This is a genomic window from Paenibacillus sp. BC26, assembly GCF_900116125.1.
Lineage (GTDB): Bacteria > Bacillota > Bacilli > Paenibacillales > Paenibacillaceae > Paenibacillus_Z > Paenibacillus_Z lignilyticus.
This window is the reverse complement of the sequence record NZ_FPAD01000001.1, coordinates 3,433,226-3,453,659: the sequence shown is the minus strand read 5'-3', so window position 1 is coordinate 3,453,659 and position 20,434 is coordinate 3,433,226. Positions and strand designations below refer to the sequence as shown.

20 protein-coding genes and 1 other RNA gene are annotated in these 20,434 nt (G+C 50.7%); 20 read left to right on the top strand and 1 reads right to left on the bottom strand.

From position 1 onward, the window contains the following. The first annotated feature begins 11 nt into the window (after positions 1 to 11). From cdd to rnpB, 15 genes are all read left to right on the top strand, one after another. Positions 12 to 449 (top strand): cytidine deaminase, encoded by a 438-nt coding sequence (gene cdd / locus BM412_RS15640; protein ID WP_091219648.1) that lies wholly within the window; start codon positions 12 to 14, stop codon positions 447 to 449. Positions 450 to 488: 39 nt separating this feature from the next. After that, a complete protein-coding gene (gene era, locus BM412_RS15635; RefSeq protein ID WP_091219644.1) occupies positions 489 to 1,415 on the top strand; it encodes a GTPase Era in 927 nt (308 codons plus the stop codon). A 112-nt stretch (positions 1,416 to 1,527) separates the two neighbouring features. Continuing rightward, the gene (locus BM412_RS15630; RefSeq protein ID WP_091219641.1) at positions 1,528 to 1,680 is read left to right on the top strand and encodes a YqzL family protein; all 153 of its coding nucleotides are present in this window, start codon (positions 1,528 to 1,530) and stop codon (positions 1,678 to 1,680) included. A gap of 26 nt (positions 1,681 to 1,706) precedes the next feature. Beyond that, on the top strand, positions 1,707 to 2,453 hold the full coding sequence (gene recO / locus BM412_RS15625) for a DNA repair protein RecO (protein WP_091219638.1): 747 nt from the start codon (positions 1,707 to 1,709) through the stop codon (positions 2,451 to 2,453). Positions 2,454 to 2,477: 24 nt separating this feature from the next. Next, entirely contained in the window at positions 2,478 to 3,869 is a 1,392-nt protein-coding gene (locus BM412_RS15620) for an MATE family efflux transporter (RefSeq protein WP_091219635.1), read from the top strand. A gap of 367 nt (positions 3,870 to 4,236) precedes the next feature. Beyond that, a complete protein-coding gene (gene glyQ / locus BM412_RS15615) occupies positions 4,237 to 5,124 on the top strand; it encodes a glycine--tRNA ligase subunit alpha (RefSeq protein ID WP_091219634.1) in 888 nt (295 codons plus the stop codon). Next, positions 5,117 to 7,198, top strand: coding sequence for a glycine--tRNA ligase subunit beta (gene glyS / locus BM412_RS15610; protein ID WP_091219631.1), 2,082 nt, complete (start codon positions 5,117 to 5,119; stop codon positions 7,196 to 7,198). The genes glyQ and glyS overlap by 8 nt, the downstream gene beginning before the upstream one ends. Positions 7,199 to 7,234: 36 nt before the next feature. After that, positions 7,235 to 8,053: a pyruvate, water dikinase regulatory protein gene (locus BM412_RS15605; RefSeq protein ID WP_091219629.1), complete on the top strand. Its 819-nt coding sequence runs from the start codon at positions 7,235 to 7,237 to the stop codon at positions 8,051 to 8,053. Positions 8,054 to 8,134: 81 nt separating this feature from the next. Beyond that, positions 8,135 to 8,602, top strand: coding sequence for a YaiI/YqxD family protein (locus tag BM412_RS15600; protein ID WP_091220562.1), 468 nt, complete (start codon positions 8,135 to 8,137; stop codon positions 8,600 to 8,602). A 41-nt stretch (positions 8,603 to 8,643) separates the two neighbouring features. Further along, complete coding sequence (dnaG, locus tag BM412_RS15595) at positions 8,644 to 10,503, top strand: DNA primase (RefSeq protein WP_091219626.1); 1,860 nt, start codon at positions 8,644 to 8,646, stop codon at positions 10,501 to 10,503. 18 nt (positions 10,504 to 10,521) lie between these two features. Continuing rightward, on the top strand, positions 10,522 to 11,649 hold the full coding sequence (gene rpoD, locus BM412_RS15590) for an RNA polymerase sigma factor RpoD (RefSeq protein ID WP_091219623.1): 1,128 nt from the start codon (positions 10,522 to 10,524) through the stop codon (positions 11,647 to 11,649). A 105-nt stretch (positions 11,650 to 11,754) separates the two neighbouring features. Next, positions 11,755 to 12,582, top strand: coding sequence for a hypothetical protein (locus tag BM412_RS15585; RefSeq protein ID WP_091219620.1), 828 nt, complete (start codon positions 11,755 to 11,757; stop codon positions 12,580 to 12,582). Between the two features lies 1 nt (position 12,583). Next, positions 12,584 to 13,375: a tRNA (adenine(22)-N(1))-methyltransferase gene (locus BM412_RS15580; protein WP_091219618.1), complete on the top strand. Its 792-nt coding sequence runs from the start codon at positions 12,584 to 12,586 to the stop codon at positions 13,373 to 13,375. After that, a complete protein-coding gene (locus BM412_RS15575; protein WP_091219616.1) occupies positions 13,342 to 14,463 on the top strand; it encodes a Nif3-like dinuclear metal center hexameric protein in 1,122 nt (373 codons plus the stop codon). The genes BM412_RS15580 and BM412_RS15575 overlap by 34 nt, the downstream gene beginning before the upstream one ends. An 82-nt stretch (positions 14,464 to 14,545) precedes the next feature. Beyond that, an RNA gene (rnpB, locus tag BM412_RS15570) (RNase P RNA component class A) lies at positions 14,546 to 14,952 on the top strand. 50 nt (positions 14,953 to 15,002) lie between these two features. Here rnpB and BM412_RS15565 read toward each other — a convergent pair. Next, a complete protein-coding gene (locus tag BM412_RS15565; protein WP_091219614.1) occupies positions 15,003 to 16,844 on the bottom strand; it encodes a S8 family peptidase in 1,842 nt (613 codons plus the stop codon). A 196-nt stretch (positions 16,845 to 17,040) separates the two neighbouring features. On the opposite strand from BM412_RS15565, the gene BM412_RS15560 reads away from it, so the two are divergent. From BM412_RS15560 to BM412_RS15540, 5 genes are all read left to right on the top strand, one after another. After that, positions 17,041 to 17,541, top strand: coding sequence for a YpuI family protein (locus tag BM412_RS15560; RefSeq protein WP_091219611.1), 501 nt, complete (start codon positions 17,041 to 17,043; stop codon positions 17,539 to 17,541). Positions 17,542 to 17,594: 53 nt separating this feature from the next. Next, positions 17,595 to 17,807 carry a DUF1540 domain-containing protein gene (locus BM412_RS15555; protein WP_091219609.1) on the top strand — a complete coding sequence of 71 codons (213 nt, stop codon included), beginning with the start codon at positions 17,595 to 17,597 and terminating at the stop codon, positions 17,805 to 17,807. 6 nt (positions 17,808 to 17,813) lie between these two features. Beyond that, positions 17,814 to 18,221 (top strand): DUF4190 domain-containing protein, encoded by a 408-nt coding sequence (locus BM412_RS15550; RefSeq protein ID WP_091219607.1) that lies wholly within the window; start codon positions 17,814 to 17,816, stop codon positions 18,219 to 18,221. A gap of 183 nt (positions 18,222 to 18,404) precedes the next feature. Beyond that, complete coding sequence (locus BM412_RS32780; protein WP_091219605.1) at positions 18,405 to 19,109, top strand: lytic transglycosylase domain-containing protein; 705 nt, start codon at positions 18,405 to 18,407, stop codon at positions 19,107 to 19,109. A gap of 153 nt (positions 19,110 to 19,262) precedes the next feature. Next, positions 19,263 to 20,429, top strand: a complete 1,167-nt coding sequence (locus BM412_RS15540; RefSeq protein WP_091219603.1) for a cysteine desulfurase family protein — start codon at positions 19,263 to 19,265, stop codon at positions 20,427 to 20,429. Positions 20,430 to 20,434 lie beyond the last annotated feature (5 nt).

Below are 20,434 nucleotides of genomic sequence, written 5' to 3'. Positions count from 1 at the left end.
GAGCTTTAAGGATGACATCGACATCAATCGGAGAATTATCGCCGGTATGGCAGCAGCTGATGCAGCAAGCCATTGAAGCTCGAAGCCGGGCTTATGTGCCTTATTCCAATTTTCAAGTCGGAGCGGCGCTGTTGGATGCCGAAGGCGGCGTACATTTTGGATGTAACGTAGAGAATGCGGCTTATAGTCCAACCAACTGTGCCGAACGTACGGCTCTGTTTCGGGCTATAGCGGACGGGCATCAAGCGGGCTCGTTCGAAGCGATTGCGGTCGTTGGAGATACCGATACACCGATTACGCCTTGCGGCGTATGCAGACAAGTACTGGTGGAGCTCTGCCCGCCGGACATGCCTGTCATTATGAGCAATATGAAGGGAGAATGGCGCGTATCGACAGTAGCGGAGCTGCTGCCGGGCGCCTTCTCAGCGGATGCATTGACGAAAGCGTAAGAACGCGCAACGATTCGGAAGGGGATAAAGTTACAGCTTATGAATTCATCATCGTCAGGATCCAAAGGGTCCAAGGAGAAATACCATTCCGGGTTTGTCGCCATTATTGGCAGACCTAACGTCGGCAAGTCGACTCTAATCAACGAGGTCATCGGGCAGAAAATCGCCATCATGTCAGATAAGCCGCAAACAACGCGGAACAAAATTCACGGTGTCTACACGAAGGACAATTCCCAAATTGTATTTCTTGATACGCCGGGTATCCACAAACCGACATCCAAACTGGGAGACTTCATGGTGAAGTCCGCAGTTGGCACGCTTGGCGAGGTGGATGCAGCCCTATTCCTCATCGATGCTTCCGAGGGACTTGGGGGAGGAGACCGCTTCATCATCGAAGCGCTTAAGAAAGTGAAGACGCCGGTCTTCCTCATCATGAACAAGATTGACAAAATCGAGCCGGAAGCGCTGCTGCCGCTTATTGTGCAATATAAAGACTTGTATGATTTTGCGGAAATTATTCCGATCTCCGCTTTGCAAGGCAGCAATGTAAATACGCTTCTGAAAGTGCTCAGCAGTTACTTGCCGGAAGGCCCGCAGTATTATCCGGCCGACCAAATTACGGATCACCCGGAGCAATTCGTTTGTGCGGAGCTTATCCGCGAGAAGATTCTTCATCTGACGCGCGAAGAGGTGCCGCATTCCATCGCCGTTGCGATTGAGAATATGAAGGTGCAAGAGAACGGCGTCGTAAACATCGGAGCTGTTATCTATGTGGAGCGCGATTCCCAGAAGGGGATCGTCATCGGCAAGCAAGGTGCGCTGCTCAAGCAGGTTGGTAAGGAAGCACGCCGAGATATCGAAACGTTGCTCGGCTCCCGCGTCTTTCTGGAGCTGTGGGTCAAGGTGAAGAAGGATTGGCGTAACCAAGAACGAGTGCTGAAGGATCTTGGTTTTAGAAATGACTAACGAATTTCCTTTCTCCGGGAAATTGTCCGATATTTGTCTGGCATAGCGGCATCATCTTCATCGCATCCTAATCCGTGAGCAACATTTCTGAGCGCGGAAAGGATGAATACGAATGCGAGACTTTTCGTGGAAGTATTTTACGCTGACCGGGGATGTGGAAGCTTTCATGCTTTACAGGGAGATGGACGAGCAGGCAGGTTCTACGGAAGCTGTCAGCAGCGAGGAAGAGGGAGAGCCAGTGGCCGAAACGGACAATTCCGTTTAGGACGCGCAGGTTAGGGGAGAAACGATATGCAGTACCGAGTCGAAGGCATTGTCATCCGGAGCATGGATTACGGGGAAGGTAACAAAATAGTCACGATTCTGACGAATACGCACGGCAAAATCGGAATTGTCGTGCGTGGCGCCAAAAAACTGAAGAGCAGGCATGGATCGCTCGCGCAATTATTTACGTATGGCGAATATCTATTCTTCCGAAACAGCGGTCTGGGTACGTTAACGCATGGTGAGATTATTGAATCTCACCATGTTTTGCGTGAACAGCTGGATAAAACGGCCTATTCTTCTTATGCCGTGGAATTAGTAGATCGCGCGCTCCAGGAAGAGGACTTGGGCTCATTCATGTTTGAGCAGCTGAAGGCTTGCTTGACCGCAATCAGTGAGGGGAAGGATCTTCTCATTACGATTCAGCTCTTCGAAATGAAAATTCTTGCGGCGGCCGGTTATGCTCCGGACCTCAGTGCATGTATTTCATGCGGCAATGAGAATGGCCCTATGGCGCTCAGTGTAAGAGGCGGAGGTATCATTTGCGGAAGATGCCGCTACAAAGATCCTTCCGCGATCGAGCTTAGCGAAGGCGCGCTTAAGCTGCTGCGGTTATTCTGGCAGCTCGATATGCGCAGACTTGGCAACATTCAAGTAAAGGACGAGACCAAACAGCAATTAAAGCACATTATGCGTTCTTTAATGGATACGCATATTGGCTTGCAGCTGAAATCTCGCTCTTTTTTGGATCAGATGGATCGTTATTCGCTTTAATTAGGCAGGAGGAATCGTTTCGCTATGGCTGCGCAGTCGACACCGAGAATTTGGTCGCTGACATGGCCGATCATGATTGAGATGATGCTGCAGTTTATGCTGGGAACAGCCGACACCCTCATGGTGAGCCGAATTTCGGATGATGCCGTCGCGGTTGTCGGGATCTCGAATATGTTCTTTAACGCAGTCATTATTTTATTCACACTCGTGACGAGCGGGGCCGGCATTCTTATTGCCCAGAAGCTGGGCGGAGGCAAACCGGACGAAGCGCGCCGAATCGGCATTATGTCAGTTTCCATCACCGTAATACTAGGCATTATCATTAGCGTTTTGCTTATTTATGGAACTCCTTTATTTACAACGGCACTGCATGTCCCGGACGACTTGAAGGATCTATCGCATACATACATGTCAATCGTCGGCGGCGGCATGGTCATCACGGCGCTGAATTTGTCCATGAGCACGGCAGTTCGAAATACCGGAAATACCCGTTCTCCCATGTATATTGCGCTAGGCATGAACATCTTGCATGTCGTGCTGAACTATGCGTTTATTTTCGGGGCATTCGGCCTGCCTGAGCTTGGGCTGATGGGAGTAGGTATTTCCACCGTTATTAGCCGAACCGTGGCTTTCTTCTTCCAGCAGCATTTGTTCCGGCATGCCTTCGGAGCACCGGTGTCGGTCCGCGAGTTTGGCCGCTTTCACGCGAAGCTGCTTAAAGAGGTGCTGAAGATCGGATGGCCAATCAGCGTGAATGGCGCTTCATGGACATTCTCGCAGGTTGTTATTTTCAGCATGATTGCTTCCATGGGCGAACAGCCGCTGGCGACACGTACCTATATGAACACGATGGAGTCATTCGCATTTACTTTCGGCTGGTCGCTCGCGCTCGCTGCCCAAATTCAAATCGCGCATTTGTATGGGGCGAAGAAACTAAGGCAAGCATACTATAGTGCATATCGGGCTTTAGGTTTCGGGGTAATCGTCGTACTTGCGAATACAGCAGTTCTGTTACTGTTCCGAACCTCGATTATCTCCACGTTTACTAAGGATCCGTGGATCATCGATATGGCCGTTTCTCTACTATGGCTCAACTTGGCGCTGCAGCCCGGCAAAATGCTGAATATGGCGCTTGGTCAGTCACTCGGAGCGGTAGGCGACAGCCGAACGGTCATGACATACTCTTTACCGAGCATGTGGATCATCGCGGTTGGCGTTTCCTATGTGCTTGCGATCCCGATGCACTGGGGACTGTACGGAATTTATATCGGGATGATCAGTGACGAGTATTTGCGTGGTGCGTTATGTTATTTCAGGTGGCGCAAGCATCGCAAGAAGCTGTTGTTTGAAGAAGCATTCCGTGAAGATGTCAAGCTCAGCGGCCGTTCGAATGGCAGTGATGCTGTGCCGCTGTAGGTGAATAAAGCTTCTCGTTGACACGGGTGGTTAGAATTGCTAAGATAGGATATTATGAAATATGAACGATGATGGAGAAAGTAGTCACGTACAGTCGTCAGATTTAGCGAGCCGGGGATAGTGGAAGCCCGGTCGGACGTTCGCGATGAAAGGCACTCCGGAGTTTATGCAAGCTTAGAAAAGAGGGTTTTCAAGCATCCAGGCGGATTCGCGCTTGAAGGCCAAGTAGGGTGGAACCGCGGGAGCGTAATAGCTTTCGTCCCTATGTCTGACATCAGACGTAGAGGCGAAGGCTTTTTTATATGCCTTTACATACGTTTCGTTCAGACGCCGCGCATGGCAAACAAATTGATAGGAGATGAATGACATGAACTTTCAAAACATGATTTTGACGCTGCAGCAGTTCTGGGCGGAGCAAAATTGCATTCTCGTTCAGCCGTATGACACTGAGAAGGGTGCAGGCACGATGAACCCGATGACATTCCTTCGTTCAATCGGCCCCGAGCCATGGAACGTTGCGTATGTGGAACCGTCCAGAAGACCGGCAGACGGCCGTTATGGCGAGAACCCAAACCGTCTTTATCAGCATCATCAGTTCCAAGTTATCCTTAAGCCATCCCCTGACAATATTCAAGAGCTGTATCTGGAAAGCTTGAAGCGCCTTGGCGTGGATCCGCTGCACCACGATATTCGTTTTGTTGAAGACAACTGGGAATCGCCAACACTCGGCGCATGGGGTCTAGGCTGGGAAGTTTGGCTGAACGGGATGGAAATTACGCAGTTCACATATTTCCAACAAGTCGGCGGTATTGATGCGAATCCGGTAGCCGTTGAAATTACGTACGGGATGGAACGTCTGGCTTCTTACATTCAAGAGAAAGAAAATGTGTTCGATCTGGAGTGGGTAGACGGCGTCACCTATGGCGATGTATTCCTGCAGCCTGAATTCGAGCATTCGAAATATACGTTTGAAACGTCCGACACGGCGATGCTCTTCTCGCTGTTCAACATGTATGAGGAAGAAGCAAAGAAAACGATGGAGCATAAGCTTGTGTTCCCAGCATACGATTACGTGCTTAAATGCTCGCATACGTTCAACCTGCTTGATGCAAGAGGGGCCATCAGCGTAACCGAGCGTACGGGCTACATTATGCGCGTTCGTAACCTGGCACGTGCATGCGCGGCGACTTATTTGGAAGAACGCGAACGCCTTGGATTCCCGATGTTGAAGAAAGGAGTGATCGATAATGGCTAAAGACCTGTTGCTTGAGATCGGACTGGAAGAGGTACCGGCGCGTTTCGTGCGCGGTGCCATGAATCAATTGAAAGAAAAGATGGCCAAGTGGCTGGAGACGTCCCGTATCGGTCATGGTGCAGTAGAAGCTTATGCGACTCCGCGCCGCCTTACCGTTCTCGTTCGCGATGTGGAAGAGAAGCAGGCGGACGTGAGTGAGGAAGTGAAAGGTCCTTCCCGCAAAATCGCATTGAACGAGCAAGGCGAATGGAGCAAAGCCGCACTCGGCTTCGCCCGCAGCCAAGGCGTTGCACCTGAGGATTTCTTCTTCAAGGAGCTCGCGGGAGTAGAGTATATCTACGCTAACAAGAGCAGCATCGGAACGGTAACGAGCGATGTGCTCCCGGAAGGCTTGGTTTCGCTTATCACCTCGATGTCATTCCCGAAGAACATGCGCTGGGGCAACTATGATCTTCGTTTCGTGCGTCCGATCCGCTGGCTGGTAGCATTATTCGGCGAGGAGATTGTTCCGATTGAAATTACAGCCGTACAAAGCGGCAGAACAACTCGCGGCCACCGTTTCTTGGGCAGCGAAACCGTTATTGCTGAGCCTTCGCAATATGTAGAGCGTCTGAGAGAGCAGCAGGTTATCGTGGATACTGCTGAGCGTGAAACGCTTATCGTTTCCCAGATCAATGCGCTTGCTGCCGAGAAGGGCTGGCAAATTGCCATTAAAGAAGATCTGCTTGAGGAAGTCGTATTCCTCGTTGAATATCCGAACGTCTTGTTCGGCACGTTTGACGAGTCGTTCTTAAACATTCCACAAGAAGTGCTGATTACTTCGATGCGCGAGCATCAACGTTATTTCCCGGTGCTGGACGACAACGGCAAACTGCTGCCGTTCTTTGTAACGGTTCGTAACGGCGATCGCACATCGATCGAATCCGTTGCGAAAGGCAATGAGAAGGTACTGCGCGCACGTCTGTCGGATGCGAAGTTCTTCTATGCGGAAGATCAGAAGCTTGCGATCTCCGATGCGCTTGAGAAGCTTACCTCGATTGTTTACCATGAGGAGCTTGGCACAGTTGCGGATAAAGTCGCTCGCATCGTAGCGACTACCGAGAAGCTGTCGCAGGCACTGAGCACGGATGCTCAAACCGCGACTGATGCGGCTCGCACTGCGGCGATTTGCAAATTCGACTTGGTTACGCAAATGGTCTACGAATTCCCCGAGCTTCAAGGCATCATGGGCGAGGATTATGCGCGTAAAGCCGGAGAGAGCGAGTCGGTCGCAAAAGCGATTAACGAGCACTATCAGCCGCGTTTTGCCGGCGACAGAGCACCTGCTTCCTTGGTAGGGGCATTGGTTAGCCTTGCAGACAAAATCGATACCATCGTCGGCTGTTTCTCCATTGGCATTCTGCCAACGGGTTCGCAAGATCCGTATGCGCTGCGCCGTCAAGCTGCCGGTATCGTTCAAATCGTGCTTGCTCACGGCCTGAAGCTGCCGCTAAGCACGTTGTTCGATCTATCGCTTGAAGTTCATGCCGCGCGTTCATTGAAACGTGATGCGGCCGAAATACGTAAAGACTTGTATGAGTTTTTCTCCCTTCGCGTGAAAAACGTGCTGTCGGAGCAAAGTGTTCGGTACGACGTAGTCGACGCCGTTATGGCCGTTGGCTACAATGATTTGCGTCAGACGGTTGACCGTGCGGCTGCTGTGATGGCTGTTGCTGCGGGAGATCGCCGCGACGAGTTTAAAGCCGTTGTGGATTCGCTTAACCGGGTTTGCAACCTTGCAGCCAAAGCAACGTCTAAGCAAGTAAGTGAAAGCTTGTTCGCAGACGAAGCGGAAGGCGCCTTGTATCGTGCTTGGTCGGAGGTTCGTGACGACGTGAATATTCAGGTGGAAGAAGGACGTGCAGCAGAAGCAATTGCTAAACTTGCCAGCCTGAAGACGCCGATCAATGTATACTTCGATAAAGTCATGGTAATGGCTGAGGACGAAGCTGTTCGGGCTAACCGTCTTGCTACACTGTCTGCCATTGCAAGCAGTGTCGTGAAAGTAGCGGATTTCTCGAAGCTTGTTTGGTAGTGCTTTTCCGCGGGAAAAGACACAGGAGGGGAAGAGATGGCAACTGATTCGCAGCCTGAAGTGATTATTTACGTCGTTTCCGATTCCGCCGGTGATACCGGCGAGCTGGTCGTCCGGGCTGCGATAGCCCAATTTCATCCCATCAACGCCGATATCCGCAGAGCGCCGTTCGTCCATGATGAAGCGTCGCTCGAGCGGTTCGTCCTGCAAGCCAAGGAGCACAGTGCCATTATGCTGTACACACTCGTGCTTCCGGGGCTGCGTGACCGAATGGTGGAGTTTGCCCGCATTCACGAGGTCATCGCCATTGACTTGCTGGGTTCGTTAATTACGAGTCTCGAAGACAAAACAAACCGCAAATCGCGGCAAGAGCCCGGACTCAATCATGTGCTTGATGAGGACTATTTCCGCAAGGTGGAAGCTGTTGAATTTGCCGTCAAGTACGATGATATGCGCGATACAACAGGCATTCTGAAGGCGGACATCGTGCTCGTCGGCGTCTCACGTACATCTAAGACCCCGCTTTCGATGTATTTGGCCCATAAACAGTTCAAGGTCGCTAATGTTCCGCTCATGCCGGAGCTCGACCCGCCTGATGAATTGTTCCAAATTCCGAAAGAAAAAGTAGTAGGCCTTACGATCGATATCAATTACTTGAACGGTATTCGCAAAGAACGCTTGAAAGCATTGGGTTTACCTGACAGTGCTGCATATGCAACAACAGCCCGGATCGAGCGTGAGCTGAAATACGCGGCGCAAATCACGGATCGAATCGGTTGTCTGGTCATTGATGTCTCCCATCGCGCTGTCGAAGAAACAGCGAGTCTGATTTTGGAGTACATTGAATCCAATTGATGCAAGATCGGTGCAGGATTTTTTGCTTATTTGCCGTATATAATAGTACGGTAGTTACAAGAAGATGCGGTGATGCAACGAATGACAGCCATACCAACGATTGTAGTAGATGCTGATGCTTGTCCGGTTAAGCGTGAAATTGTCGAAGTGGCGCGAAAATTCGCAGTTCCTGTTCTGATGGTGGCTTCCCATGATCATCGGCTCCAAGAAGAAGCGGGTGTTGCCATTATGCAGGTCGATCGAAGCGATCAGTCTGTCGATTTGTATATCGTCAACCATATTCGGCGCGGCGATATCGTCGTTACTCAGGATTTTGGATTGGCTACCATTGTATTGTCGAGGGGCGCGATTGCACTATCTCCGCGCGGACAACAATATGATGACAGCAACATTGATTACTTAATGGAGCGCAGGCATGAACTGGCGAAGAGGCGTCGAAGCGGCGGAAGAACGAAAGGGCCAAAGGCGATGTCTAACGAGGATCGTGCGTATTTTCTGCAAAACCTGACAAAAGTTTTGCAAACTCGGCAGGAGAATGCCAAGCCGTAGCGAATAGTATTACTTGTCATTTAGGATGAAGGTGAAGGTGTATGGCTTACGAGAAAATACCGGATTCTGTTATTGAAGCGGTGCTTAAGCATCACGATATTGTAGAAACGGTCGGAAAGTACGTTCACCTCTCGAAGCACGGGAAATACATGAAGGGGCTTTGCCCGTTTCATTCAGAGAAGTCCCCGTCTTTTACCGTCACCCCGGAGAAGGGTATTTTTTACTGCTACGGGTGCGGTAAGGGCGGCAACGCCATTAAGTTTATTGAGGAGATCGAGGAATATTCGTTCCCGGAAGCCATTCGCATAATGGCAGAGGAAGCGAATATTCCCATCACCTGGTCAGGGTCGCAGGAACGTCAACAATCCGCTGATGGGGGAGATCGCGATACTCTGATCGAGGCGCACGAGCTGTCCGTAAAGTTGTATCATTATTTATTAATGAATACGACGCATGGACAGACTGCACTGCAATATTTACGCAATCGTGGGGTTACGGATAAGCAAATCGATCATTTTATGATTGGGTATGCGCCTCCGGAATGGGACACACTCACGCGTTTTCTCGAGAAGCGAGAATACAATCTCGCGCTGATGGAGAAAGGCGGACTGCTTATTGCCAAGCAGGACAAGAGCGGCTACATTGACCGGTTTCGTGATCGTATCATGTTTCCGATTTGGAACCGCGACGGCAAGGTTATCGCTTTGGCAGGCAGAATGCTCGGTGAAGGTCAACCGAAATATTTGAATTCACCGGAGACAATGCTGTTTAACAAGAGCCGCAATCTGTATAACTTTCATCATGCCCGGACAGCTATGCGCAAGAGCCGCCGAATTGTTCTGTTTGAAGGTTATATGGATGTTATCAAGGCATGGAGTGCAGGTGTCCATAACGGCGTAGCCTCTATGGGTACGGCACTGACGGAAGAGCATGCCTCGATATTGCAGCGCAATGTTGAAGAGGCGGTGCTCTGTTATGATGGCGATAATGCTGGACAAGCTGCGGCGCTGAAGACGATCCCGCTATTGGAGCGAGTGGGGTTGCGCGTTCAGGTTGCAATGCTGCCCAGAGGAATGGATCCGGATGAGTACATTGAGAAGCATGGAGCGGATGCGTTCATGCGAGAAACGATCGAACATCCGGTGTCCGCAACGAAATTTAGACTACTATATGCTAAGAAAAACCATATACTCCTAGAAGAAGAGGGACAGAAAAATTACCTGCTCGAAGCGGTCGGCATCATTGCCGTGCTTGATTCTCCGACAGAGCGGGAATTTTATCTGAAAGAGCTGTCCCGTGAGTTCGATATGTCTCTGGATTCATTGAAGCAGGACTGCTTTGATCGACGGCAGCAGCTGCAAAAAATGAAACCGCAAAGGGATAATAACGACAATTCGTGGAATAATGGTAGGAATGAAAACCGCGAGAACCGTCGTACGTCCTCTGCACCGCCTGTTTTGCCTGCTTATCAGGTCGCTGAACGCAAGCTGCTTGCGCAGATGCTGCAGGATGCTGACACAGCAAACACGGTGCATCAGAAGCTCGGAGAGGCTTTTAATGTAGAGGATCACGCAGCGCTTGCTGCTTACTTATATGCTTATTATGCGCAAGGACATGATCCGGATGTTAGTCGGTTTATCGCTTCGCTCCAAGATAGCCGGCTTGAACGGACAGCTGCTTCTATATTGATGACGGACGATGACATTCCATTCGACGAGCATATGCTCGCCGATTATGTGAATGAAATTTTGAAGATGCCAAAGTTTCGGGAAATCGAACAGATGAAGGAAGCTATGGTGCGCGCGGAACGTTCCGGAGACATGTTGAAAGCAGCACAAATTGCAATTGAGATGAATGCCCTAGAGAGACAGCTAAAAGGTCGGCAGGATGATCGTTTCTAGGGAGGAGGGAGTCGGATTATGGCGAATGATCAACATACTGAATTGGATACGGAACAGAAGCTGGAACTCGTCAAGGAACAGCTGATTGAACATGGGAAGAAAAGATCCTCCTTAACGTACAAAGAGATTATGGAGAAGCTCTCACCTTTCGATCAGGATCCGGAACAAATCGATGAGTTTTTCGAGCAGCTCGATGATATCGGCATTGAAGTGGTAAATGAGAACGACGAGGATCTTCCGATAAGTAATCGGGACGATCAAGAGCGTGAGCATGACGACTTCAACTTCGATGATGATCTGGCGCTCCCGCCCGGCATCAAAATCAACGATCCGGTTCGCATGTACTTGAAAGAAATCGGACGTGTACCGCTGCTATCGGCAGATGATGAAGTCGAGCTCGCCAAGCGGATTGAGAATGGGGACGAAGAAGCGAAGCGCAGACTAGCCGAAGCGAACCTCAGACTCGTGGTCAGTATCGCCAAACGTTATGTTGGACGCGGCATGCTGTTTCTGGATCTCATTCAAGAAGGCAACATGGGTCTAATTAAAGCGGTTGAGAAGTTTGACCATACGAAGGGCTACAAGTTCAGTACTTATGCTACTTGGTGGATCAGACAAGCGATTACACGCGCGATTGCAGACCAAGCACGTACAATCCGGATTCCGGTCCATATGGTCGAAACGATCAACAAACTGGTTCGGGTTTCCCGTCAATTGCTGCAGGAACTTGGACGTGAGCCAAGCCCGGAAGAAATTGCGGCTGAAATGGATTTGAGCACCGAGAAAGTGCGTGAAATCATGAAGATCGCACAGGAGCCGGTATCGCTTGAAACACCGATCGGGGAAGAAGACGATTCGCATCTGGGCGACTTCATCGAGGATCAAGAGGCACTCGCGCCGGCAGATGCTGCCGCATACGAGCTGCTGAAGGAACAGCTGGAGGACGTGCTGGATACGCTGACGGAGCGTGAAGAGAACGTACTGAGATTGCGTTTCGGACTTGATGACGGTCGTACACGTACGCTGGAGGAAGTAGGCAAAGTATTCGGCGTTACGCGTGAGCGGATTCGTCAGATCGAAGCTAAAGCACTCCGCAAGCTTCGTCATCCATCGCGAAGCAAACGTTTAAAGGATTTTCTTGAATAACAACCGGGACCTTTCTGCTTGAAGCAGCAAGGTCTTTTTTCCACCTTGTGAAATGGATACGTGTCACTTCTAAGAATCCACCAGGAGAGGAATCACTGTGACGTTATGGATCAAGAGCGCCGCAAGACTATCGTAAGAGAGATCGAGCATTGGCAGCGCAGTAAACTGCTTCCCGAGCAATATTGTGATTTTCTGCTCAACTTATATTTGGAAGAAGGAGAAAAGCGTGCTCCGACGACCTTTGCGGGTCGAGCAGCGGTTGTAGTGAAAGGAGCATCCGTTAAACAATGGCTCCTTACATTTGGTATTTTTTCCTTGATCTGTTTTGTTTTTCTTTATTTTACTGTTTTTCATCCCTTATTGCAAATTGCGCTGTCGATTACCGGCGTCTATATCCTGCTGTTCATTGGGCAGCGATATCGTGCCAAAAACGAGTCTGTGGGAATTGGATTAATCGGTACCGGCATGCTGCTGATGTTAGGTGCCGGATTATATATGCTCCAGCTACATACGCTTGAAGCATGGGGATGGAAAGCCGGACTTCTTGCTTTCTGTTCGTTATTCTGGATTGCATTTGGCATCGGAGTTCGCATTCCGCTGCTTCATCTATGCGGTTGGATGGCATCATTCCTCGTATATGCTTGGTTATTGTCTAATAATACGGAATCGCCAAAATGGTTCGAAATCCAGCTGTACTGGCTGCCGGCTTCGTTCGTATTCGGCTGGTGCAGCTGGTTCTTCCACCGTTGGTCAAGACCTGTGGCATCGATTCTGTTTGTTGCCGGCGCGCTCGTCTGGTTCATGCCTGAGTTGTATGCTGCGGTATTCGCAGATGCGGAGTTTGGTTTACAGCTTCAATTAATGGTCAAAATTATGGCGGGGGGAGTACTGCTGTTCTCCCTTCGAAAACAATGGATTGCGTGGGTTGCATGAGATGATAAAGTTGTCTAAACGTTTACAGCAAATTGCTGATCTGGTCTCGGCACAAGCGCGCATTGCAGATATTGGTTCCGACCATGCGCTGCTGCCGGTGTACTTACTGCAAAGCGGTAAATGTCCGTCCGCTATAGCGGGAGAATTGAATACAGGACCGTTTCAAGCTGCTAAGAGACAGGTAGCGGAGGCGGGGCTGACGAAGAAAATTGAGGTTCGGCAAGGTGACGGATTAGCCGTTCTTGCTCCGGGCGAAGCTGACACCGTCACTATTGCCGGCATGGGCGGCAGCTTAATGGCCGACATCTTGGAAGCCGGACGACTGACGGGCAAGCTTGAAGGCGTTCGTGAGCTTGTGCTGCAGCCGAATGTTGGCGAAGAGATCGTCCGGAAGTGGCTTGTGCAGCACGGGTATGTCCTTCAGGAAGAAAAGATCCTGGAAGAGGACGGACGCATCTATGAAGTGCTGCATGCGCTGCATGAACAACATAGCCCGGCTGCGATCACGAATGAAGGCGTTTATAATCCTTCGTTCTTGGAAATTCAGTCCATGACAGAGATCGCTAAGCGTGAATGGTTATATCGGATGGGTCCCTACTTGCTGCGACAGCCGAGCGATTGGCTGCACAACAAATGGCAGCATGAACAAGGCAAGCTCGATCGGATATGCCGTCAGTTGGGACAGTCTGATCTAGCGGAATCGCGTGAGAAGGAAGCGCAGCTGCGCGGCGAAATAAAGGGGATTGAGGAGGTGCTGTCATGTTTGCAAACGGCCAAACCGTCATCCAGTTAATCGAGCAGCTGGCTCCCAAGCATATCGCGATGGAGAACGATAAAATCGGTCTTCAGCTTGGTACTTTGCAGAAGGTAGTCAGTAAAGTGCTCGTCGCACTCGATGTCACCGACGAGGTTGTCGACGAAGCCATTGCATTAGGAGCCGAACTTATCATCGCCCATCATGCGATCATTTATAGACCGCTTGCGAAGCTGGATACTTCGACTCCTGCAGGCAGGCTGTATGAGAAGCTAATCAAGCACGATATCGCTGTTTATATCGCGCATACCAATCTTGATGTAGCGGACGGCGGTATCAATGACTGGATGGCTGATCTGCTTGGATTGCCGGCCGAAGGCCGCGCTTCGCTTGAAGATGTTCACACGGATAAACTGTTCAAGCTGGTTGTATTTGTTCCGAAGACGCATCACGAGCAAGTGCTTCAAGCCATATGGAATGCCGGCGCAGGAGAAATCGGCGGCTATAGCCAGTGCAGCTTTAATATCGAAGGCGTAGGCACTTTCCTGCCGGGCGATACCGCGGAACCGTTTATCGGCGAGAAAGGCAAGCTTGAGCGCGTACAGGAAATCCGCGTGGAAACGATTGTTCCTGCCAGCGTGCACCGGAAAGTCGTACAAGCGATGCTGAAGGCTCATCCTTACGAGGAAGTCGCTTATGATTTGTATCCTGTCGATATGAAAGGCCGCGTGTTCGGACTTGGCCGCGTCGGCAAGCTGCCGGCTGCCGTGAAGCTTCGCGAGCTGGCTGAACGGGCGAAAGCCGTATTCGAGGTTCCGGCTCTGCGGGTCGTTGGCGATCTGGATCGCGATGTACGCAAAGTGGCGGTGCTGGGCGGCTCCGGTGCCAGATACGTGCGCCATGCGTTGTTTGCCGGCGCTGACGTGCTTGTAACGGGCGATATGGACTACCATACGGCGCATGATGCCGCTATGGCAGGGCTGTCGATTATCGACCCCGGCCACAATATTGAGAAGCTGATGAAGCCTCGTGTAGCGGAATGGCTGCGCCGCGAGCTCCAGCAGCGCAAATATGCGACTGAGGCGATCGCCTCGCAGGTGGAGACAGAGCCGTTCCAATTCTTATAGGATAAGCGGATATAATTGCTGCATGGAAATGATTCAGACCTTGAGCTTTTCCTGCGATCAGCGTATACTGTGTTGTACACGGAAAGTTTGACAGACAATCGCTGGCGGCCTTGTTGCCGCGAGAGGAAAGTCCGGGCTCCGTAGGGCAAAGATGCTGGATAACGTCCAGTCGGCGCGAGCCGAAGGATAGTGCCACAGAAATGGACCGCCGATGGCCGGATGCAAATCCGGTACAGGTAAGGGTGGAACCGTGGTGTAAGAGACCACGAGCGCCATTGGTGACAATGGGGCTGGTAAACCCCATCTGGAGCAAGACCGAGAGAACGCGGCAGCCTCGCGCTGCACCTCTGCCCGGGGAGCGTTCGGGTTGGTCGCTTGAGCTGATTAGCAATGATCGGCCTAGATAGATGATTGTCGCTTCAAACGTGGGAGGGTAGTTCCCGTCACACCACAAGAGGCACAGAACCCGGCTTACGGCAAGCTTTCCATAGCTCAAGAAACCCGCAAGGCTTATGCCTGGCGGGTTTTTTCGTGTTACCTTATTCGTATTTGCTGGCAATTTGAGCTAAGCGCCGTTCAACCTGCTGCGGGAATTGCTGCAGCGATACCTTCGACTGCTGCGCAGCTTTCAATGCATTGACGACGTCGATTTGACCGTAGCCGAAGTATTTATCCTTGCCTTTGTTGCCGAGATCCTTGGCAGACTTACGCATGATGTCCATTACTTCAACATTGGTCAGATCCGGATTGATCGACCGAATGAGCCCGGCAAGCGCGGCTACATGCGGACTTGCCATCGAAGTGCCGGAGAGCGCAGCATACTGGCTGCCCGGATAGGTGCTGGCGATGCTGAAGCCGGGTGCGGCAACATCGATGTAATCTCCGTAATTGGAGAACGTCGATCGCGTTCCGTCGGAGTTCGTAGAAGCTACCGCGAACACCTCAGGGTAAGCGGCCGGGTAACCGGGACGCTCTGTATTGTCATTGCCGCTTGCCGCAATAAGGACAACACCTTTGTCATAGGCATATTTGATCGCATCATGCAGAAACTGAGCTTCTGCGTAGTTGCCCAAGCTCATGTTAATGACTTTGGCACCATGATCAGTTGCCCATATGACGCCCTCCGCGACCGTGTAAGTAGAGCCCGCGCCGCTGCTGTCCAGCACTTTGACCGGCAGCACTTTGTTGTACCAGGTCATGCCTGCCACGCCTTCACCATTATTGACAGCCGCAGCGATGATCCCCGCGACATGCGTCCCGTGTCCAACATCATCATCCGGAGGCGTGCCGGTGATGACCAGATTCGTGCCTTCCGCAAGCTTGCCTTTCAGATCGGGATGATCCATTTGCACGCCCGTATCCAGTACCGCGATAATGACGTTGTTGCTGCCTTTTGAAACATTCCAGCCTTTCTCGGTTTCGATGACAGGCAGATTCCATTGATATTCCGAATAAAGCGCATCGTTAGGGATAATATCCGATGCCGCATTCGTCATATATAAATAGTGAGGCTCGGCGTATACCACATGCCAGCTCGTTTTGAAATAATGCATCATCGATTCCGCATCCATCACTCGGGAACGGAAAACATACGTGTACCCCAGCTTTTTCATGGAAAGGGCGGTAATATCCTTCTGGATCTGGGTCAACTGATCTACCGTCGGCGGTTGCCGGAATTTTACAACAACCTCGTTCATATGGTAGTGACTGGCATTGCCGTTGTCTTCACCGGTTCTAACCGTAATATCTTCCGTTGAATTCGGTTTGACAGACTCGATTTTGTACTTGCCTTCAGCCGGATAAGGGACAAGCCTTAGATTGCGCTGCTGATGCCCTTGTACTTTCGTCACGATGTCCTGCAGCAGAATTGCGGCAATTCCGTCGCCTTTGTGTTTCGTATCAGGCACACCGATGACCATGTATCGATGTCCGTTTAACTGAAGCGGAGAGGAGGAATAGGCCTTCCCTGAAACGACATGCTGCTTCGCTTTCATCATCTCTTCGTTAAGCTGGGATAACCCAGGCTTGCTGCCTTTCGTAATGGAGTGACTTTGATGTCTCCACCAGACGTAGATCATCTGTTTGTGCATCTTCATTAAGTGCGTGAGATGATGCTCATTCGTAGTTGCAGAAGCTTCATGCTTCATCAGCTTCTGGAAGTTCTTAGCGCACTCTGCATGGCATAGGACGGCCGTAGCGTCCATATCATGCTTGACCGTCGCCAGCTTCAGCTGACGCTCGTGATGCGCGGTCATGGTACGCATTTCGGGTTTCTTTTCTTTATTGGCGGGACTTGGCGAACTGAACCAAGGTGTGAGCGGAATGAGCAAAGCGGCAGCTGCCAAAATACAAAACCAGCCGACCCACTTTCGCCTCGTCATGGTGAATACCCCCTTGAATGCTGTACTTGCTTGGTTTGGCTGAAAGCCCGAAGAGGGCTGCTTGTCTTAGGGTGACGTCGGGTAGGTGAAAATATACGGGGACTATTCGGCATTCGGAGTACCATCTGCTTGCTATTTGTGGTACGATGTTGATGATTTAAGTATTGTTTGCGATGATGAAAGGGGATCTACCATAATGCCTTCGACTAACGTAAAAGCGATTAGCGAATCAACGAGAGACAAATTAAAACTTGCAGTCGGCCATTTGGAGACGTTTCTAAACCAGTATGCGCTTCCACAGCTAACAGAAGAAGATCAAGGAAGCGATTCCGAGCTATTCTATAAAGGTTTGCTGGCAGACCTGAGACACATGCTTGTATTCTCCGAAGTTGCTTACGAAAAATTGGGTGTGGCGCTAAGACGTCCTAATTTCGATATTGATTTTGCAGAGCGGGGTCTTTACGAAGCTTATCATCAATGTGTAAATGCATTTTTCTACCCTAAGAACGAATGTTATTCCGAGGACGGCCGTTACGCGTACACTGGACAAGATGCGATCCGTTTCCGCAAGAAGCCGGTGCGTGCCGCTCGTGATATCGTACTTACTGTATCGAAAATTTATGAAGAGCTCCGCGATGATCTATCCTACTATGAGAGCGACTATATGACTCAGCGCCGTATGCAGGGTCAAAAATAAGGAAAGCATACAACACCCCCGGTACGGGCAACTTGATACCGGGGGTGATTTTTATGCCGAATGGCGTAAGCTGTAGTGTTGCCAACTGTTCGTTCTGGAAAGAAGGAAATCAGTGCAATGCCTCAAAAATTGAAATCGACATCGACAGTCATGCGAACAATCATTTCGGATCTGAATTTGCTGAAGAGGGCTTTGGCGGTGAGCATCACGATACCGCAGCGAACAAGGCGGCGACCTGCTGCCATACCTTTAAAGCGAAGGAGTGAGGCTTGATGGAACGCGAATCAGAAGGGCATTTCTCCCATAGCCCGCATGATGACTCATCGACTAATCCTTTGTATCATCCTGACATGAAGGCTTATAACGAAGAAATGTCTGCCGAAATTGCTGTACCGCGTCAGGCGATTCATGCCTATCCAACCCGCGAAAGCAATCATCTCACGAATGATGCTGTTCGTGAAACGAAGTCTGCCGGCCGTGCAACAGGCTGGGCGGCGCTTATATTAGCGGCATTGTCATGGGTGGTATGGCCTGTAGTACTCGGTGCTACGGCGATCATTGTCGGTTTCATTGCTTACAGGCAGGGTGCTCGAGGTCTTGGCGTTTGGTCCATTACGCTTGGATTTATAGCCGCTGCTGCTTACTTGGTCCTTGTTCCCCTTTATTACGCAATAACCTAATGGATCTGAAGCCGGTCAGAGATTATCTCTGCCGGCTTCTTTCATGAAAACACATCATAACTTAACATTCAATAATCGCTCCTTCCGCGGCTGGGACTAATTGCTCACTGGCGAATCCTGCAAAAAAGATGTAAAATAGTGCTATCCAGTGTCGAATGGCATAAAGGAATGTGGAGGTACACCATGAGCATTGATCCGCGAATAATGAAATCCTTGCTGCAATTGCAGATGATGCCCAGTCTGGATTTGAATGGGAATGAGAATGTCTTATCTTCTGCAAGCGGCCAAGACGGTTCCTCGATGTTCGATACTTTGCTTCAACAGTACATGGCAGGCGGGACAGGCTCTTCTGCACTTGCTGACATGGCGGCACAACCCGGAATGATCTCGCTGGAGGCACTAAGCGGTTTGGTCCCTTTGATTCAATCCGCAGCAGCCCAGAGCTCAACAGCTGGCGACAGCAGTCCTTCGGAATATGACGCTTATATTAACGCCGCAGCTTCCAAATATGGCATTGATCCAGTACTTATTAAAGCGGTTATACATACGGAATCATCCTATAATCCAAACGCGGAATCTTCTGCCGGGGCGAAAGGGCTTATGCAGCTTATGGATGGCACCGCTCGCGGTCTAGGCGTCACGGATTCCTTTGATCCGCAGCAGAACATTGAAGGCGGCACCAAATTCCTTGCTTATCTCATGCGCAAGTATGACGGTAATGAACAGACGGTATTAGCTGCCTATAACGCCGGTCCGGGCAGAGTCGACCGTGCCGGGATCAAGAGCAATGAAGATTTTACGGCCATGATGTCGTTGCTGCCGCATGAAACACAGCGCTATGTAGCAAAAGTACAACGGGCGAAAGATCAATACGACGGTTCCATTTAAGCATGCCAACAGCCGCAAGTGAACTTGAATGGCTGGGGAGAATAAGAGATCACGGGGATCGCGGTGACCTGGGCATTGAGCATGAAGCCCTTCACGGCATTTTCGCTGATCTTTTTCGTTTGTTGTCAGATGGATGAGAGGAAGCTGGCTGGGATGTATTATTTTGATCACTGTGCTTCAACGCCGCCGCATGAAGAAGTCATTCGCACGATGGCGGAAGTTATGGCGAAGCACTATGCCAATCCGTCGTCGCTTCATAGGAGCGGCCAGGAAGCTGGGAATTTGCTTGAACGTGCAAGAGGGGCGATTGCTTCACTATTCCCGGGCACGGATGCAAAGGAATGGATATTTACCTCGAGCGCGACGGAGAGCAACAATATCGCCGTCATGGGAGCGGCCAGGAGCGGTAAGAAACGCGGCAATCATTTGATTACCACGGTTGTCGAGCACCCGTCCGTATATGATACATTCCAAGCCTTGGAGCGCGAAGGCTTTCAAGTGACGTATTTGCCTGTCGATTCGTTCGGGGTGGTATCCGTTTCGGACCTTGAAGCGGCATTGACGGATGAGACTGTACTGGTAAGCGTTATGCATGTGAATAATGAAGTTGGAGCTATTCAACCTATTGCGGAAATTGGCAAGCTGCTGAAAAGGCATAGAAGAGTTATGTTCCACGTTGACGGGGTTCAAAGTATGGGTAAACTGCCGGTTGATCTGACAGGCTGGGGCATTGATATGTTCTCGGCATCTGCACATAAAGTGAATGGCCCCCGAGGCGTTGGATTATTATACATTCGGCAAGGCGTGACATTGGAGCCTTTGTTAAGAGGCGGCAGCCAGGAGCATGAACTTCGTCCCGGAACGGAGAATGTCCCGGCAATCGTTGCCTCTGCTAAAGCATTCCGCCTTGCTGCAGAGAGCGGCGCTGCAAGAGCGGAACGGATGTACAAGCTGAGGGCGCGACTTATCGCATGCATCCAAGATATTCCGGAGCTGCACATTAACGGCAGTACCGATTGTAAGCTTGGCAGTTGCGCTGCGCCGCATATCTTGCATTTCTCATACCCCGGCATGAAGCCGGAGGTCATCATTCATATGCTGGAGAAGCAAGAAATCATGGCATCGACCAAATCGGCCTGCTCGTCCAAGAGCGAAGAGCCAAGCCGCGTGCTGCTAGCCATGCAGGCTTCATATGAAAGTGCAGTGAGCGGCATTCGCATTAGTTTCGGGGATGAGCACGGTGAGGCGGAGCTGGATTGGCTATGCCGGAAGGTGCGACTGGTCGTTCAGCAGCTTAGGCCGCTCGAGAGGAAGGGGTAAACGTA

What these genes read in the sequence shown, in the direction of transcription:
- cdd (WP_091219648.1), top strand. Translation starts at nt 12, where the DNA reads ATGACATCGACATCAATCGGAGAATTATCGCCGGTATGGCAGCAGCTG.
- era (WP_091219644.1), top strand. Translation starts at nt 489, where the DNA reads ATGAATTCATCATCGTCAGGATCCAAAGGGTCCAAGGAGAAATACCAT.
- BM412_RS15630 (WP_091219641.1), top strand. Translation starts at nt 1,528, where the DNA reads ATGCGAGACTTTTCGTGGAAGTATTTTACGCTGACCGGGGATGTGGAA.
- recO (WP_091219638.1), top strand. Translation starts at nt 1,707, where the DNA reads ATGCAGTACCGAGTCGAAGGCATTGTCATCCGGAGCATGGATTACGGG.
- BM412_RS15620 (WP_091219635.1), top strand. Translation starts at nt 2,478, where the DNA reads ATGGCTGCGCAGTCGACACCGAGAATTTGGTCGCTGACATGGCCGATC.
- glyQ (WP_091219634.1), top strand. Translation starts at nt 4,237, where the DNA reads ATGAACTTTCAAAACATGATTTTGACGCTGCAGCAGTTCTGGGCGGAG.
- glyS (WP_091219631.1), top strand. Translation starts at nt 5,117, where the DNA reads ATGGCTAAAGACCTGTTGCTTGAGATCGGACTGGAAGAGGTACCGGCG.
- BM412_RS15605 (WP_091219629.1), top strand. Translation starts at nt 7,235, where the DNA reads ATGGCAACTGATTCGCAGCCTGAAGTGATTATTTACGTCGTTTCCGAT.
- BM412_RS15600 (WP_091220562.1), top strand. Translation starts at nt 8,135, where the DNA reads ATGACAGCCATACCAACGATTGTAGTAGATGCTGATGCTTGTCCGGTT.
- dnaG (WP_091219626.1), top strand. Translation starts at nt 8,644, where the DNA reads ATGGCTTACGAGAAAATACCGGATTCTGTTATTGAAGCGGTGCTTAAG.
- rpoD (WP_091219623.1), top strand. Translation starts at nt 10,522, where the DNA reads ATGGCGAATGATCAACATACTGAATTGGATACGGAACAGAAGCTGGAA.
- BM412_RS15585 (WP_091219620.1), top strand. Translation starts at nt 11,755, where the DNA reads ATGGATCAAGAGCGCCGCAAGACTATCGTAAGAGAGATCGAGCATTGG.
- BM412_RS15580 (WP_091219618.1), top strand. Translation starts at nt 12,584, where the DNA reads ATGATAAAGTTGTCTAAACGTTTACAGCAAATTGCTGATCTGGTCTCG.
- BM412_RS15575 (WP_091219616.1), top strand. Translation starts at nt 13,342, where the DNA reads ATGTTTGCAAACGGCCAAACCGTCATCCAGTTAATCGAGCAGCTGGCT.
- BM412_RS15565 (WP_091219614.1), bottom strand. Translation starts at nt 16,844, where the DNA reads ATGACGAGGCGAAAGTGGGTCGGCTGGTTTTGTATTTTGGCAGCTGCC.
- BM412_RS15560 (WP_091219611.1), top strand. Translation starts at nt 17,041, where the DNA reads ATGCCTTCGACTAACGTAAAAGCGATTAGCGAATCAACGAGAGACAAA.
- BM412_RS15555 (WP_091219609.1), top strand. Translation starts at nt 17,595, where the DNA reads ATGCCGAATGGCGTAAGCTGTAGTGTTGCCAACTGTTCGTTCTGGAAA.
- BM412_RS15550 (WP_091219607.1), top strand. Translation starts at nt 17,814, where the DNA reads ATGGAACGCGAATCAGAAGGGCATTTCTCCCATAGCCCGCATGATGAC.
- BM412_RS32780 (WP_091219605.1), top strand. Translation starts at nt 18,405, where the DNA reads ATGAGCATTGATCCGCGAATAATGAAATCCTTGCTGCAATTGCAGATG.
- BM412_RS15540 (WP_091219603.1), top strand. Translation starts at nt 19,263, where the DNA reads ATGTATTATTTTGATCACTGTGCTTCAACGCCGCCGCATGAAGAAGTC.